General features: G+C 70.3%; 12 protein-coding genes and 1 other RNA gene. 2 read left to right on the top strand and 11 right to left on the bottom strand.

What is annotated here, in order from left to right:
* Positions 1-46 precede the first annotated feature (46 nt).
* Positions 47-697 (top strand): NAD(P)-dependent oxidoreductase, encoded by a 651-nt coding sequence (locus ACWGIH_RS02515; protein WP_453448702.1) that lies wholly within the window; start codon positions 47-49, stop codon positions 695-697.
* A 463-nt stretch (positions 698-1,160) separates the two neighbouring features.
* Here the strand turns inward: ACWGIH_RS02515 and ACWGIH_RS02510 are convergent, their stop codons facing one another.
* From ACWGIH_RS02510 to ACWGIH_RS02495, 4 genes are all read right to left on the bottom strand, one after another.
* The gene (locus ACWGIH_RS02510) at positions 1,161-2,567 is read right to left on the bottom strand and encodes an acyltransferase family protein (RefSeq protein WP_453448701.1); all 1,407 of its coding nucleotides are present in this window, start codon (positions 2,565-2,567) and stop codon (positions 1,161-1,163) included.
* Positions 2,564-4,837, bottom strand: coding sequence for a glycosyltransferase (locus ACWGIH_RS02505; RefSeq protein WP_453448700.1), 2,274 nt, complete (start codon positions 4,835-4,837; stop codon positions 2,564-2,566). The genes ACWGIH_RS02510 and ACWGIH_RS02505 overlap by 4 nt, the downstream gene beginning before the upstream one ends.
* Complete coding sequence (locus ACWGIH_RS02500) at positions 4,834-5,607, bottom strand: hypothetical protein (protein WP_453448699.1); 774 nt, start codon at positions 5,605-5,607, stop codon at positions 4,834-4,836. Before ACWGIH_RS02500 ends, ACWGIH_RS02505 begins: the two co-directional genes overlap by 4 nt.
* Before the next feature lie 156 nt (positions 5,608-5,763).
* Positions 5,764-6,789, bottom strand: coding sequence for a LysR family transcriptional regulator (locus ACWGIH_RS02495; protein ID WP_453448698.1), 1,026 nt, complete (start codon positions 6,787-6,789; stop codon positions 5,764-5,766).
* A gap of 84 nt (positions 6,790-6,873) precedes the next feature.
* On the opposite strand from ACWGIH_RS02495, the gene ACWGIH_RS02490 reads away from it, so the two are divergent.
* Positions 6,874-8,136 carry an MFS transporter gene (locus ACWGIH_RS02490; RefSeq protein ID WP_453448697.1) on the top strand — a complete coding sequence of 421 codons (1,263 nt, stop codon included), beginning with the start codon at positions 6,874-6,876 and terminating at the stop codon, positions 8,134-8,136.
* On the opposite strand, the gene dacB is transcribed toward ACWGIH_RS02490, so the two are convergent.
* The 7 genes from dacB to ftsX form a co-directional block, all read right to left on the bottom strand.
* Positions 8,060-9,652 (bottom strand): D-alanyl-D-alanine carboxypeptidase/D-alanyl-D-alanine endopeptidase, encoded by a 1,593-nt coding sequence (gene dacB, locus ACWGIH_RS02485; protein WP_453448696.1) that lies wholly within the window; start codon positions 9,650-9,652, stop codon positions 8,060-8,062. The genes ACWGIH_RS02490 and dacB overlap by 77 nt on opposite strands.
* Positions 9,653-9,868: 216 nt before the next feature.
* Positions 9,869-10,675, bottom strand: a complete 807-nt coding sequence (locus ACWGIH_RS02480; protein WP_453448695.1) for a collagen-like protein — start codon at positions 10,673-10,675, stop codon at positions 9,869-9,871.
* Positions 10,672-10,944 (bottom strand): hypothetical protein, encoded by a 273-nt coding sequence (locus ACWGIH_RS02475; protein WP_453448694.1) that lies wholly within the window; start codon positions 10,942-10,944, stop codon positions 10,672-10,674. Before ACWGIH_RS02475 ends, ACWGIH_RS02480 begins: the two co-directional genes overlap by 4 nt.
* A 180-nt stretch (positions 10,945-11,124) precedes the next feature.
* Positions 11,125-11,513: a transfer-messenger RNA gene (gene ssrA, locus ACWGIH_RS02470) on the bottom strand.
* A gap of 118 nt (positions 11,514-11,631) precedes the next feature.
* Positions 11,632-12,153, bottom strand: a complete 522-nt coding sequence (gene smpB, locus ACWGIH_RS02465) for an SsrA-binding protein SmpB (RefSeq protein ID WP_453448693.1) — start codon at positions 12,151-12,153, stop codon at positions 11,632-11,634.
* An 18-nt stretch (positions 12,154-12,171) separates the two neighbouring features.
* Complete coding sequence (locus ACWGIH_RS02460; protein ID WP_453448692.1) at positions 12,172-13,353, bottom strand: S41 family peptidase; 1,182 nt, start codon at positions 13,351-13,353, stop codon at positions 12,172-12,174.
* Between the two features lie 78 nt (positions 13,354-13,431).
* Positions 13,432-14,349, bottom strand: coding sequence for a permease-like cell division protein FtsX (gene ftsX / locus ACWGIH_RS02455; protein WP_453448691.1), 918 nt, complete (start codon positions 14,347-14,349; stop codon positions 13,432-13,434).
* Between the last annotated feature and the right edge of the window lie 41 nt (positions 14,350-14,390).

Raw genomic sequence — 14,390 nt, 5'->3', positions numbered from 1 at the left:
CCGACGTAGTAGACGCAAAAGACGTAGAAGAAGGAGCTGAACGGACATGCGCATGAACATCACCGTTTTCGGAGCGGCGGGAAACGTAGGCAGCCGGGTCGTCACGGAGGCGCTGTCCCGCGGCCACGAGGTGACCGCGGTGGTCCGCGACCAGGCCCGGTTCGCCGAACTGCACCCCGGCGCAAAGCACCGCACGGGTGACGCGGGAGTCCCGTACGACGTGGCGGAGTTGAGTGCCGGTCAGGACCTGGTGATCAACGCCACGAGACCGGCGCCGGGCCGTGAACACGAGCACGCAGCCATCACCAAGTCGCTCCTGGAGGGCCTGTCGGGCACCGGCGTGCGGCTGCTGATAGTCGGCGGCGCGGGCAGCCTGACGGTCCCCGGCACGCGGGGAGTCCTGGCCATCGACGACCCCAGGTACGTCCCCACGGCGTGGCGGCACATAGCCCAGGCGTCCAACGACCAGTACGAGGCGGTCCGCACGGCGGACACGGACGTCGACTGGACGTACGTGAGCCCGTCGGCCGTCCTCGAGCCGGGCACGCGCACGGGCACGTTCCGCCTGGGCACGGACGAACTCCTGGTGGACGCGGCGGGCAACTCGTCGCTCTCCATGGAGGACTTGGCGATCGCGCTCCTGGACGAGACGGAGACCCCGAGGCACAGCCGGACCCGATTCACGGCCGGGTACTGAGGGCTGAGGCCCTGAGGAGTGCAGCAAGCAATCCCCGCACTCCAACCACTGCGAGCACGTCACGCAAGAAAATCCCACCCAAGCGGTCCTACATCGGCGGCTTGCGGGATTTTCCTGCAGTACGTGACCTCAGACCCGTCAGCCAGCAGCAGAGCTTCCGTCAGCACCACGAAGGTGCAAGGCCTCGGCCCCGATCACAAGAGCGCCGGCCCGCGGAGGCGCGCAGTCCCAGCGAGCCACGCCGTCGGCGTCACGCAGTCCGCCCGCAGCCGCGGTCAACTCGCCCAGCCCGTAACGAATGGGAAGAGCCACGGCGGCCCGAGCACCGGGCGGGCCCCCGAGGATTGCGTCCTCCGCGTTGCTTGACCCTCCCCTCCCACGCGAAAGCGGCCGCACCCCGCACCGAAGTGCGTGTGCGGCCGCCCTCACGTCAGCCCCATCGGAACGTCTGCCCCCACAGACGTCAGGCTTCCGCCCGAGCCCGCCGGCCCTTCGTCTTCTTCGACCCGTCCGGCCACAGCCGTGGTCTCCGCTGTGCCGCGACATCCTCCAGCCAGCCCACGGCGACGATCATCAGGCCGATCAGCGGCCAGACCAGCACCGTCATCCACAGCATGTACGTCGAGTCCAGCGCCGAGCTCCAGCGCTCGTCCTCCATGAACGGCAGGTCGTACGCCATGTCGATGAGCGGCACCGTGGCCATGATCAGGAGGTTGTGCCAGAGGTAGATCGTCACCGCTCGGTTGTTGGAGAGGGTGATGAGTTTGTCCCAGCGCTTCAGGCGGCCCGGCAGTTCCTGCCACGACGGTGAGTACTGGAAGAGGATGACGACGAAGCCGAAGGACCATGCCGCCTGGGCGAGGGGGATGTCGTTCAGGTCCCAGCCGTCCGGGCCCAGATGGCCCGAGGCCCACCACAGGCCGAAGGCCATGATCAGGGCGGAGACGGAGACCGCCACGTAGCGCGGGACCCGGGCGAGGACGCCCTCCTGGTGGGCGATGCCGAGGACCCAACAGCTGCCGTACACCGCGAAGTCCGACACCGCGTTGCCCGTCTCGCCGGGGATCTTGACGATCTCCGTGGTCAGCACCGCCGTCAGGGCCAGGGGGGCGAAGAGCGTGGCCCACGGAACCCTGCGGAACGCCCACAGGAGGAGGGGCGACGCGATGACGAACCACAGGTACGCGCGGATGTACCAGAGCGGGCCCGCGGCCTGCGCCGGCCAGGTGTCCTCCAGGAGGCCCGCCTTGTCCCCGATGTGCCAGGGGAAGGGCGGGGCGCCGATCGGGAACACGTAGTTGACCATGCTGACCAGGCCCCACGTGTCCCCGTGGTCCGGGTCCTTGGTGACGTTCCAGCCGCCGTAGAAGAGAAGGAAGAGTGCCACCGCGCTGAACGCCCACATGGGTGGGAGCAGTCGGCGTATTCGACCCCTGATCACGCCCCACGCGGGGCGCTTCAGCGAGCGCGCCATCAGGGCGCCCGCCAGCGCGAACATCACGCCCATGGACGGGAAGAGGATCGTCAGCCAGGCCCAGCCGAACAGGTGGTAGATGACGACGCGGACCAGGGCGAGAGAGCGCAGTACGTCGAAGTAGCGGTCCCGGCCCGGCTTCTTGGGAGCCGCCGGGGCTCCCGGGGCTTCCGGGGCCGCCGGGCCCACCGGCGTCACCGCCAGGCCGGGAGCCCCCACGCCCGGAGCCCCCACGCCGGGAGCCCCCACGCCGGGACCCGCCGGACCGAGGTGCGCCGGCGCGTGATTCTTCAGGCCCGGGGGCGGCGGCACCTGCGGCAGCGGTTGCGTGGGGTACGCGGGCTGCGTGGGGTAACCGGGCTGCGTCGGGTGCGTGGGCTGCTGGGGATAGGTCATGCGACGGGCCTCCGGTCAGGGCTGCCCGTCCGCTGCTGCGGAATCGAGGGCGGAGTTCCGAGGACTCCCGTACGCCGGAGCTTCTGCCAGCGCAGGCGGCCTCCGGTCAGGGCGGTGATCCAGGACTGCAGCAGCACGACGTACATCAGCTGCCGGTAGAGGATCTGCTGGAGGGGCAGCGAGATCAGATGGGTCATGCGCTCGCGGTCGAGCCGGAAGGCGTACGCCGCGCACACCGCCTGGACGGCGAGCACGCCGAGCCACGCGATGATCGTCTTCTGGGTGGGGCCGAAGATCAGGCCGTAGAGCAGGAATACGTCGATCAGCGGCGCGAGCAGAGGTGCCAGGACCATGAACAGCGACACCAGCGGCATGCCCACGCGGCCGAAGCGGCCCGAGGGGCCGGACTCGATCACCGAGCGGCGGTGCTTCCAGATCGCCTGCATCGTGCCGTACGACCAGCGGTAGCGCTGCGACCACAGTTGCTGCACCGTCTCCGGCGCCTCGGTCCACGCGCGCGCCTTCTCCGCGTACACGACTCGCCAGCCGTCGCGGTGCATCGCCATCGTGATGTCGGTGTCCTCGGCGAGCGTGTCGTCGCTCATGCCGCCGACTCGTTCGAGTGCCGAGCGCCGGAAGGCTCCGACGGCGCCGGGAATGGTCGGCATGCAGCCGAGCATGTCGTACATCCGGCGGTCGAGGTTGAAGCCCATCACGTACTCGATGTGCTGCCAGGCGCCGATCAGCGAGTCCCTGTTGCCGACCTTCGCGTTGCCCGCGACGGCTCCCACGCGCGGGTCGCCGAACGGCTGCACCAGCTCACGCACGGTCGACTGCTCGAAGACCGTGTCGCCGTCCATCATCACGATGAGGTCGTAACGGGCGTTGGCTATGCCTCGGTTGAGTGCGGCCGGTTTGCCCGCGTTCTGCTGGCGCACGACGCGTACGTTCGGCAGGCGCAGGCCCTCGACGATCAGCGCGGTGCCGTCCGACGAGCCGTCGTCGATGACGACGATCTCGATGGGGTGGTCGCTCGTCATGAGCGAACGGACCGTGGCCTCGATGCACTTGGCCTCGTTGTAGGCGGGCACGAGGACCGACACCGGTTCGGTGATGTCGGGGCCCCAGCGGAAGCCCTTCTTGCGCACCTTGCGCGCGTGCACCGCGGAGAGCAGCAGCATCAGGCCGAAGCGGAGCAGCACCAGCGCCCCGATGATGGCGAGGGCCACGACGAGTACGCCGGTGATCTGCTCCGACGCTCCGACCAGGAAGACCCAGGCCTTGCCCTTCCACAGGTCGAGGCCGGTGACCGGCGCGTGCGCGCTGGGGGCGTCCAGGGCCTCGGTGAGGTTGGTGAACCGGTAGCCCTTGTCCTGCAGATCGGGCAGGAAGGTGTCGAGCGCGGCCACCGTCTGCGAGCGGTCGCCGCCGGAGTCGTGCATCAGGACGATGGCGCCGTTGCCGTTCTTGGGCGTGGCACGGCGGATGATCTCGGCGACGCCGGGGCGTTTCCAGTCCTCGCTGTCGGTGTTGTTGACGACGGTGAGGTAGCCGCGGCTGCCTATGTACTTCGTCACGGGCCAGGACTTGTTGTCCATGGCGTCGGAGAACGAGGAGTACGGCGGGCGGAACAGGGAGGTGCGGACGCCGGCGGCGCCCGCGAGGGCGAGTTGGTTCTGCGAGAGCTCCCAGTCGATGCGGCTCTTGGACTGGTACGACAGGTCGGGGTGGTTGAACGTGTGCAGGCCGACCTCGTGGCCCTCGTCCACCATGCGCTCGACGAGGTCGGGGTAGCGCGAGGCCATCGTGCCGGTGACGAAGAAGACGCCGTGTGCGTCGTGCTTCTTCAGTACGTCGAGGACCTTGGGGGTCCATTCCGGGTCCGGGCCGTCGTCGAAGGTCAGCACGAGGCGGTGGTGGGGGACGCTCAGCGTCTCCTCGCGGCCGCCACGGGTGTCGATGACCGGGCCACCGTCCTCGAGGACCTTCTTCGGGACCTGGTCGGTGGCCGCGGGCGGCTGCACGCGGTGGTCGGCGAGGATCTCGCTGTGGGTGTAGCCGCGCAGCATGAGCATCGCCATCAGGGCGCCCAGGAGGAGCAGCGGCATGAGATAGCGCAGCGGGATCCTGCGCCGCTTGGCGGTGCGGGCGGGCTGTGCGCGGCGTCGGCCGCCACCACCGCCGCCCCGGGTCTGGGCGTGGCCGTTCCGGGGCTGGGCGTGACTGTGCCGGGAGCCGGCTGACCGGCCCCTTTTGGTGCGGGTGTTCATAGCTGTGCGCCCTCCGAGGGCTGCTGGCCGGCGCCTCGCGGGGACAGATGACCGATCGCCTGGGCGCTTTGCGGGGACTGTTGATCGGCGGCGGGCTGCATGGCGGGGACTTCGCCGCCGCCTCCGGCCGCACCGGGCGGGGTCTCGGTCGACGGCTCCGGGTCCGGTGTGGTGGGGTCGTCGGTCGGGTCCGGGTCCGGGTCCGGCTTCGTGGGGTCGTCGGTCGGGTCGGGGTCCCCGCCGTCGTCCGTGGGGTCGGGGTCGGGCTTGCCGTCGCCCGTGGGGTCGGGGTCGGGTGTGTCGCCCGGCTTGGTCCTGCCGTCGTCCGGCTTCGCAGGATCGTCCGCGTCCTCGTCACCGGTCGTGGGAGCGGTGCTGCCGCTCTCGGACGATCCGGGCGACGGGGTCGCGCCGGGTGAGGCCGAGGGGTCGAGGGAGTCGGCCGGGCGGTCGGGTGTGTCCACCTTGCTCGCCGGCTTCTCGTCCTTGGGGTCGATCGGGAGCCAGGGCGCGCTGGAGTTGCCCGAGAACAGGGTGGCCACGATGATCACCGCGTAGACGGCGCAGGCCATGCCGACGAACACGCCTATCCGGCGGTACCTCCGGCTGCGGCGGCCCGTCTCGTCGACGAAAACCGGCCCGTCGGGCCCGTCCTGATCGCTCTCGGCAGCCAGATCCGCCAGCTGCCGGCCCACCCCGTCGATCTGAACGGTGACCTCGTTCGGATCATGGGTGTGTTCCGGTAGGGCATCTTCTCGCCAATTCTCCATGCGTACGCACAACCCCCCACATAACCTGACTCGGGCGCGCACGACTCCGGGCAACTCGCCGTTCGGACCGAGCCCCCACCCGATCCGAGCGCCCCCCTATCACACCGCGCCCGGACCATGAATGTAGCGCACGGCGGTGTCAGTCGTACTAATCCATCAGTCCAGCCTCATCATGATGAGTGCATCTGTGGCCGGAACCCACCCGCCTTCGGGCCTTCGCAGCCACCCCTCGGCGGCGGCAAGCTCGACCGCGGCCGCGCGCAGCGCCTCGACACCCGGGTGCACGAGCCCCTTTCTCCAGACCAGGGACACGGGTGACAGCGGTACGGGGTCGATCAAGGGCCGCAGGACGGATTCGGGCATGGCGGGGAAGTCCACCGCGGTGAGGACGGGGGTGCGATTCTTGGCCATGATCCTTCCGAACTCCTCGGGGCCCACCGCCAGGGGTGCGGGCGCCGCCACCTCGATCCCGCGTCCCTCGAAAAGGCGATGCGCCAGGTCGGTCCACTCCAGCGTCCGGGGGTTTCCGGCCCCCGCGTACACGCTCTCGCCCGCGAGCGCGCCGAGCGGCACCGCGTCAAAATCGGCCAGGGGGTGGCCCAGCGGCAGCAGCACCGCCATCGGCTCGTACCGCACGGGCTGCTGCGAGAGCCGCGCCCGCAGCGCCGGTTCGAGCCCGGCGTAGCGACCGAAGGAGACGTCGAGCCGCCCGGCGAGGATCTCGCCCGCGGCCCCGGTGAGCCCGCTCTCGAAGCGGGCCATCAGCTCGCAGTCCGGGACGATCTCGCGGGCCCGCTCCAGGACGCGCCCGGAGATGAGGCCCGGGCTGTTCAGGTCCACGAGCAGCGGGCGGGCCGCGCCGCCGGACCCCGTGCCGCGCGCGAAGGCCGTCGTCAGGTCGTCCTGCGCCTCGATGGCCCGCCGCGCGTACGGCAGCAGCCGCTCCCCCTCGGCGGTCAGAGTGACCTGCCGCGTCGTCCGCACGAACAGCTCGGCCCCCAACTCGCGCTCCAGGCGGCGCACATCACGGCTCAGTGCCTGTTGGGCGACGTACAGCCGGGCGGCGGCCCGGGTGAAGTGCAGCTCTTCGGAGACGGCCAGGAAGGCGCGCAGGAGGCGGGGCTCCACGTCGCGGGGCACACCGCGCTCGGGGCCACGGGGTATGCGGGGCTCAGCTGTCACCCGCGGGAACTTACAACAGGAGTGCGTGAGTCGGGCCCCAGAAGGTGTTGGACCTCACACCGGCGCCCCGGTGAGGGTGATCCCATGCCGCCCGCCGAATCCCGCGCGCCCCGCCGCCGCAATCCCTACGCCCGTCTCTTCCGGATACCCGGAGCCACCGCCTTCACCATCGGCAACCTCATCGCCCGCCTGCCCATGGGCATGTTCAGCGTGAGCGCCGTCATCATGATCGCCGGGACCCGCGACTCGTACGCGCTCGCCGGCGCCGTCACCGCGACGGGTCTCGCCGCGACCGCCGTCGTGGCCCCCTGGACGGCGCGCCTGGTCGACCGGTACGGCCAGGCACGGATCGCCGTCCCGGCCACCGCGATCGCCGCGTTCGGTTCGCTCGCGCTGCTGCTGTGCGTGCGCTACGGAGCGCCCGACTGGACCCTGTTCGCCGCGTACGCCGCGACGGCCACCACACCCAACACGGGCGGCATGTCCCGGGCCCGCTGGACTCACCTCCTCAAGGACGACGAGCGGGCCGTGCACACCGCCAACTCCTTCGAGCAGGCCGCGGACGAACTGTGTTTCATGCTCGGCCCCGTCCTCGCCGCCTTCCTGTGCGGTGCGCTCTTCCCGGAGGCGGGCACCCTCATCGGAGTCGTGCTGCTCCTGACCGGCGTCCTGCTCTTCGCCGCCCAGCGTTCGACGGAACCGCCGCCCCGGGGACGTACGACCGCCAAGGAGAAGTCGCCCCTCCACGCGCGCGGGATGCCCACTCTGCTCGCCGCCTTCCTCGCCACGGGTGCCGTCTTCGGCTCCATGGAGGTCGTGACGATCGCGTACGCCGACGCGGAGGGCCACAAGACCGCCGCGGGCGCGATCCTCGCGCTCCAGGCCGCGGGCTCCTGCGCGGCGGGCCTCCTCTACGGGACGGCCGAACCGAGCGGGCCCCCGAACCGCCGTCACATCCGGTGCGCCGTGGCGATGGCGGCCCTGATGACGCTGCCGCTGCTCGCCGCCACGCTCACCGGCTCACTCCTCGTGCTCGCCGGTGCTCTCCTTGTCGCCGGTATGGCGACGGCCCCGACGATGGTCACCGGCATGGCGCTGATCCAACAGCGCACCCCCGAGGGCCGGTTGAACGAGGGCATGACCCTCGCCGTCACCGGACTCCTCGGCGGCATCGCCTGCGGCTCGGCCTCCGGCGGCTGGGTGGTGGAGCACCTAGGTGCCGCCCAGGGTTACGCGGTCCCGGTCGCCGCCGCGTGCTGCGCGCTGCTGCTCAGCATCGCGCAGGCTTGCGCCACGAGCACTCCAGGTCCCCGCTCGGCTCGGCCCCACGCTCCGAGCGCGGCCTGACGAGTACGGCCTCGTCCTCGGTCGACCTGGCGAGCGTCACGACGATCGCGTCCTCCAGGGCCTTCACCGAAGAGGGCAGGTAGTTGTTGAGGATGATGCTGAACACCAGCTCACGCCCGCCCGCGTCCTTCACGTACCCCGAAAGAGCGGAAGCCCCGGTCAACGACCCTGTCTTCGCGCGTACGTTGAGTGCCGCCGGGGTCCCGCACATCCGTGTGCGCAGTGTCCCGCCGACGGCCTTGTCCGGGGCGCAGGCCACCGGAAGCGACTTGTACCAGTCGGCGTACCAGGGCTCGCCCTTCGCCGAGAGCAGCAGCTTGATCAGCTGGTCGGCGGGGACGTTGGTCTTGCGCGAGAGCCCGGAGCCGTCGGCCTGGCGCAGCTTGCCGGGGTCGACGTCGGCCGTCTTCAAGTAGGCGCCGATCGCCGCGAGTCCGTCCGGCCAGTTGCCGGGCCGCCCGGTCGCCTCGTACCCCATCGTCTTCGTGAGGTTCTCCGCGTGCATGTTGTTGGAGAGCTTCATGAAGGGGATCATCAGCTCGCTGAGCGGCATGGAGTCGTGCGACGCGAGCTGCCGCGCGCCCTTGGGGGTGGCGATCCCGGCCTTCGTCGGGCCGCTCACCCGCACCCCGTGTGCCTTCAGCGCGTCCCGGAAGATCGCGGCCGCGTAGCCGGTCGGCTCCCAGACGGCGATCCACTCCTTGGTGGCGGAGCCTCCCACGGGCACGGTGCCGGTGACCGTGATCGTGTTGCTGCCGTGCTCGCGCTCGATGGTGAGCGTGTCCTCGCCGCCCGAGGGGACGGTCCTCGCGCTGATGTCGACGTCCACGTAGTCCGTCTTCGGGGTCACCGTCACCTTCGGCCGGTCCCCGGCCTTCGCGCCCGGTGTGGCCTCGACGATCACCGTCCCGGTGTCGTAGTCGGTGTCCGGGGCGACGCTCAGCGCGGAGATCTGGGCGGCGTAGTACGCGAATTCGTCGTCGGCGGCCCAGGTGTCGCCGACGCGCTTGTCGTCGAACCGGGTGTCGTCCGCGACCAGGCGCCCCGAGACCCGCCGGACGCCCGAATCGGCGATCTTCGCGGCGAGGCGGTCGTAGTCCTTGGCGAGCGTCGTCGGGTCGCCGGTACCGCGCAGATACAGATCACCGGAGAGCTCCCGGCCGCGCCGCTTGCCGTCGGTGAGCACGTCGGTGGTGAAGCGGTGGTCGGGGCCGAGCCGCTCCATGGCCGCCGCCGACGTCAGGAGTTTGGTGTTGGAGGCGGGCATCAGGCGCCCGCTGGGCAGGTGTTGGTAGAGCACGTCCCCGGAGGCGGCATCGGCGACGACGACGCTCGCCGCGCCGCCCTCCATCCGGGGATCGCCGAGGATGGTGTCGATGGCTTCGGGCAGGCCGCTGCGGTCGGAGTCCGCCCCGGCCGGCGAGCTGACGGAGAGGGTGGCCGCCGCGACGCCGAGCACGGCGGGCCAGATCCAGTGGCGCATACGGGCGTTGACGCGTCTCACGGGTCTACTCATGACCCAGGAGCATCCCCGACTCCGGCCCCCCGCGACAGCCCCCACTCCGGCCACGTACGCCACGAGGACGCACCACCCGCCTACCGCGCGCCCAGCCCGGGTCGCAGGGCGTGCGGCGGCAGCGGGGCAGCAGGGAGGCCAGGAGCACCCCCCGACGACAGCCTTCCGCGACAGCCCCCACTCCGGCCACGTAGGCCGCGAGGACGCACCACCCGCCTACCGCGCGCCCAGCCCGGGTGCGCAGGGCGTGCGGCGGCAGCGGGGCAGCAGGGAGGCCAGGAGCAGCAGGGCGGGGGCGGGGTCGGCCGGGGTCACGCTCGCGCGGCGGCAGACCAGGGCGTCGGGGTCGCCGGGTGACTGCTGGAGGCTGTAGCCGTCGGGGCAGGCGGGGCCCCGGTCGCCCGGCTCGCCCTTGGGCCCACGCTCACCGCGCGGCCCGGCCGGGCCCGCGGGGCCTTCGGGGCCCGAGGCACCGCCCGCGCCGTCGGATCCGTTGGCGCCGTCAGCGCCGTTGGCGCCCGGTGGGCCCGCCGCGCCTGCCGGTCCTTCCGGTCCTCGTTCGCCGTTCGCGCCGTCCGTGCCGTCGGCCCCTGCCGGACCCGGCTCGCCGGACGCTCCCGCCTCACCGGGCTTTCCCGCCTCTCCCTGGCCGCCCGGCCGGCCGCCGGCCCCCGGCGTCCCCTTCTCGCCCTGCTTGCCGTCCTGGCCCTGGGAGCCGGTGGCGCCCGGCGATCCGGGCACCCGCGCCCGGGACAGCAGGTCGTCGACGGCGTCGGCGGGGTCGGGCGCGGCAGGGGTGTCACCGTGCGAGCGGACCTGCGCGCGCAGGGTCCGTACGTCGCGGGCCAGGGTGGACACGGCCTCGCCGCGCCGGTCCGCCTCCGTGGCGAGCTGGTCGGCACGGCGGTCACCCGCGTCGATGCGGGCCCAGAGCAGCGCCGCGACCCCGCAGAGCGCGACCAGCACACAGACGAGGAATACGCTGCGCCAACGGCGGGCCAGCAGTCGCTCGAGCTGGGTCACGGAGTGCCTCCGAGCCGTTGGTTGTCGATGAGCAGCCGGGCGATCTCGCTCTGGTCATGGACGTGCAGGGCGTTCAATTCGGCGAGTTTCGTGTCGCGTTCGGCGACCTGCCGCTCCAGTCGGTCACGCTCGGTCTGGAGTCTCTCCGTGAGGCTGGAGTAGCCGGTGAGCGCGTTCTCACTGCGCTTGCCGAGATAGGCCACCACTGCTGCGCCGAGAACTCCCAGGCTGGCGAAAATCGAGCCTAAGAGAGTGACGGTGGCATCCAAGCGACTGCCTCCTGCGCTTGCGTACTCGGCCGGGATTCCGTGCCGCCCGGCCGTTGGGGAACCTGCACTCGGTTGCAATAACGAGTCACATGCCCAGAGGATGTGCCCGTACGGCGCGTTCCCCGCACACGGAAAAAGCCCCCCGACCACCGGCCGGAGGGCTTTAACCTCACATGGGAATTGTGGAGATGGCGGGAATCGAACCCGCGTCCAACGGTGCAAAAGGAGGGCTTCTCCGAGCGCAGTTCGCTACGATTTTCTCGGCCCCGGAGATCTCGCGAACAAGTCTCCGACGGGCCCAGTCACTGTTTGATTTCCCATCGAGCCCCGTGACCGGACTCGATGGTTTAGTTCCCTAGATTATGCCAGGATCCGGGTCGGGAACACTCCCGGGCTGACACCCATTAAGGGTCCTTCACTCACTGCTTATTAGGCAGCGAGGGCGAAGGACTGGGAATCGCTCTTGGAATTGGCGATTATTGGTTGCGACATGTGGTTTACGAGATCATTGTCGCTTCCTCGGCTCGCTTCCCCTGCTTCGACATCCGCTGTCGAAACCGATCATCCCCATGTTGATTTTTCAAAACACGCACCCGCTGTGAGGTGCAGTGCCCATCGTACGTGACCAACACCCGACGGGGCCAGCCAATTCCCGCGTGGCCCGGCGGGACCCACGGGACCCGGCGGTCAGGCGCTGCGCTGACGCCGCTTGACGTCCGCGACGGCGCGGTTCGTCTCACGCAGGTCCTGCTTCTCCTTGAGCGTCTGACGCTTGTCGTACTCCTTCTTGCCCTTGGCAAGGGCGATCTCGACCTTGACCCGGCTGTCCTTGAAGTACAGGGCCAGGGGCACGATGGTGTGACCCGTCTCCTGAGACTTCGAATCCAGCTTGTCGATCTCCGCACGGTGCAGCAGGAGCTTGCGCTTCCGCGTGGCCGAGTGGTTGGTCCAGGTGCCCTGCACGTACTCCGGGACGTGGATGTTGTGCAGCCACGCCTCGCCGTTGTCGATGTGCACGAAGCCGTCCACCAGGGAGGCCCTGCCCATCCGCAGCGACTTGACCTCGGTGCCCATGAGCACCAGGCCGCACTCGTACGTGTCCAGGATGTGGTAGTCGTGCCGCGCCTTCTTGTTCTGCGCGACCATCTTCCGGGCGGGTGCCTTCTCGGCGGCCTTCGCGGCCTTGCGCTTTACCTTTTCCTTCGCCATAGTGCGGCCATTTTCGCACTACGAGGGGGGTCCGAGGCCAGTCAATACTGTCTCGGCCCGCGTCTCGGCGCCGTCCTCGACCTCCAGGTCCGGCGTGATGCCCCGGCCGTCGACCGCCTGCCCCGAAGGAGTGCGGTAATGCCCGACCGTCAGCTCGGCGACCGAACCGTCGGGCAGCCGGCTCGGCATCTGGACCGATCCCTTGCCGAACGTCTTCGAGCCCACCACGACCGCGCGGCCACGGTCCTGCAGGGCGCCCGTGAGCAGCTCGGCCGCGCTCATCGTGCCGCCGTCGACCAGCGCGACCACCGGACGGGTGGTGTCGCCACCACGCTCGGCGTGCAGGGCCTTCTGCCGGCCGCGCACGTCGTACGTCGCCACCAGGCCGCCGTCCACGAGACCCGAGGCCGCGGTGACCGCCTCCGACACCAGGCCCCCGGAGTTGCCCCGCAGGTCAAGGAGGATCCCGGCGCCCTCGGGGGCGTCGCGCACCGCTGACCGCACGCGCTCGCCCGCGCCCTTGGTGAAGGCCTCGACCTTGATCATGACCGCGCCGCCCGCGAGCTGCGTGACCGTGACGGAGTCCGTGGAGAGGCGGGCCCTGCGCAGCGTCTCGCTCCACGCGCGCGTGCCCCGCTCCAGGCCGAGCTCGACCGGGGTGCCGGCGCGGGCGCCGCGCAGCAGGGAGACGACCTCGGTGACGGGACGTCCCGCCACGCGCTTGCCGTCGATGCTGCGGAGCCGGTCACCCTCGCGGATGCCGGCCTGGTCGGCGGGGCCGCCGCGCTGGACCCGGGAGACCTCGATACGGCCGTCCTCCGCGCGCCTGGCCCAGAGACCGACGCCGGTGTACGCGCCGTCGAGGGCCTGCTCGAACTCCTGGTACTCCCCGGGGGAGTAGACCGATCCCCAGCGGTCACCGCTGCGGCTGACGGCTTCCTCCGCGGCCTTCTTGCCGGACTTGCCGTCGGCCATCGCCTCGGCAGCGGCGTCGGCCGCCTCGTCGGCGGCGTCACCGGACGAGACGACGGAACGGGTGGACGGGGCAGGCGACTTCCGGCCTTCACCGGACGCCTCACTCCAGGACCCGGTGGCCGCACCGGTGGCGAGCACGCTCGCGAACACCAATGTCAGGGCGGCCCCGCGTCGGATACGGCGGGGCCGGGAGAGCAGTTCACAGAACCGGTCGGGGCCTGACATGCCGGTGAGTCTAGGACAACGAAGGGCGCCGCACGGTCGGTTGAACCGTACAACGCCCTTCGGAACAGGCGGGTTTTGTCACACCTTCAGATACTTGCGCAACGCGAAGAACGCGGCGAGCGCGGGCATCAGCAGGCCGATGGCCAGCACCAGGGGCAGCTTGGCGAGGACCGCGTCCCACCCGATGAAGTCGATCAGATTCAGCTTCTCGGAGAGCGCGAGGCCGTGGTCGATGAGGAAGTACCGGCCCACGAGGAGCATGCCGCAGGCGACGCCGCCACCGATGAGACCGGCGACGGCCGCCTCCATGATGAACGGCATCTGGATGTAGAAGCTGGACGCGCCGACGAGCCGCATGATGCCGGTTTCACGTCTCCGGCTGAACGCGGAGACACGCACGGTGTTGACGATCAGCATCAGCGCGACGACGAGCATCAGCGCCATCACCGCCAGCGCCGCCCAGTTCATGCCGTTCAAAAGCTCGAAGAGGTTGTCCAGATAGCCCTTCTGGTCCTGCACGGACTGCACGCCGTCACGACCGGAGAAGGCGGTCGCGACGACCTGGTACTTCTCCGGGTCCTTCAACTTGACGCGGTACGACTCCTGCATCTGGTCCGGCGTGAGGGAGCTGGACAGCGGGGAGTCGCCGAACTGCTCCTTGTAGTGCTTGTACGCCTCGTCGGACGACTCGTAGGTGACCGTGTCCACGACGGGCATCTTCCGCAGGTCGGCCTTGACCTGCTCCTTCTGCTCGTTCGTGACCGCGCCCTTGGCGCACTTCGGGTCCTGTTCGGCGTCGGCCTTGTTGCACAGGAAGATCGAGACGTTGACCTTGTCGTACCAGTAGCCCTTCATCGTGCTCACCTGGTCACGCATGAGCAGCGAGCCGCCGAACAGGGCGAGCGAGAGGGCCACGGAGACGATGACCGCGAAGGTCATCGTGAGATTCCGGCGGAGACCGACGCCGATCTCCGACAGGACGAACTGGGCGCGCATGGCTCCCTTTCAGTGGATCAGTGCGGTGGATCAGTACGGGT

The organism is Streptomyces sp. NPDC054872 (assembly GCF_053610705.1).
The sequence above is the reverse complement of the archived record's forward strand: the minus strand, read 5'-3'. Positions and strand labels throughout refer to the sequence as shown.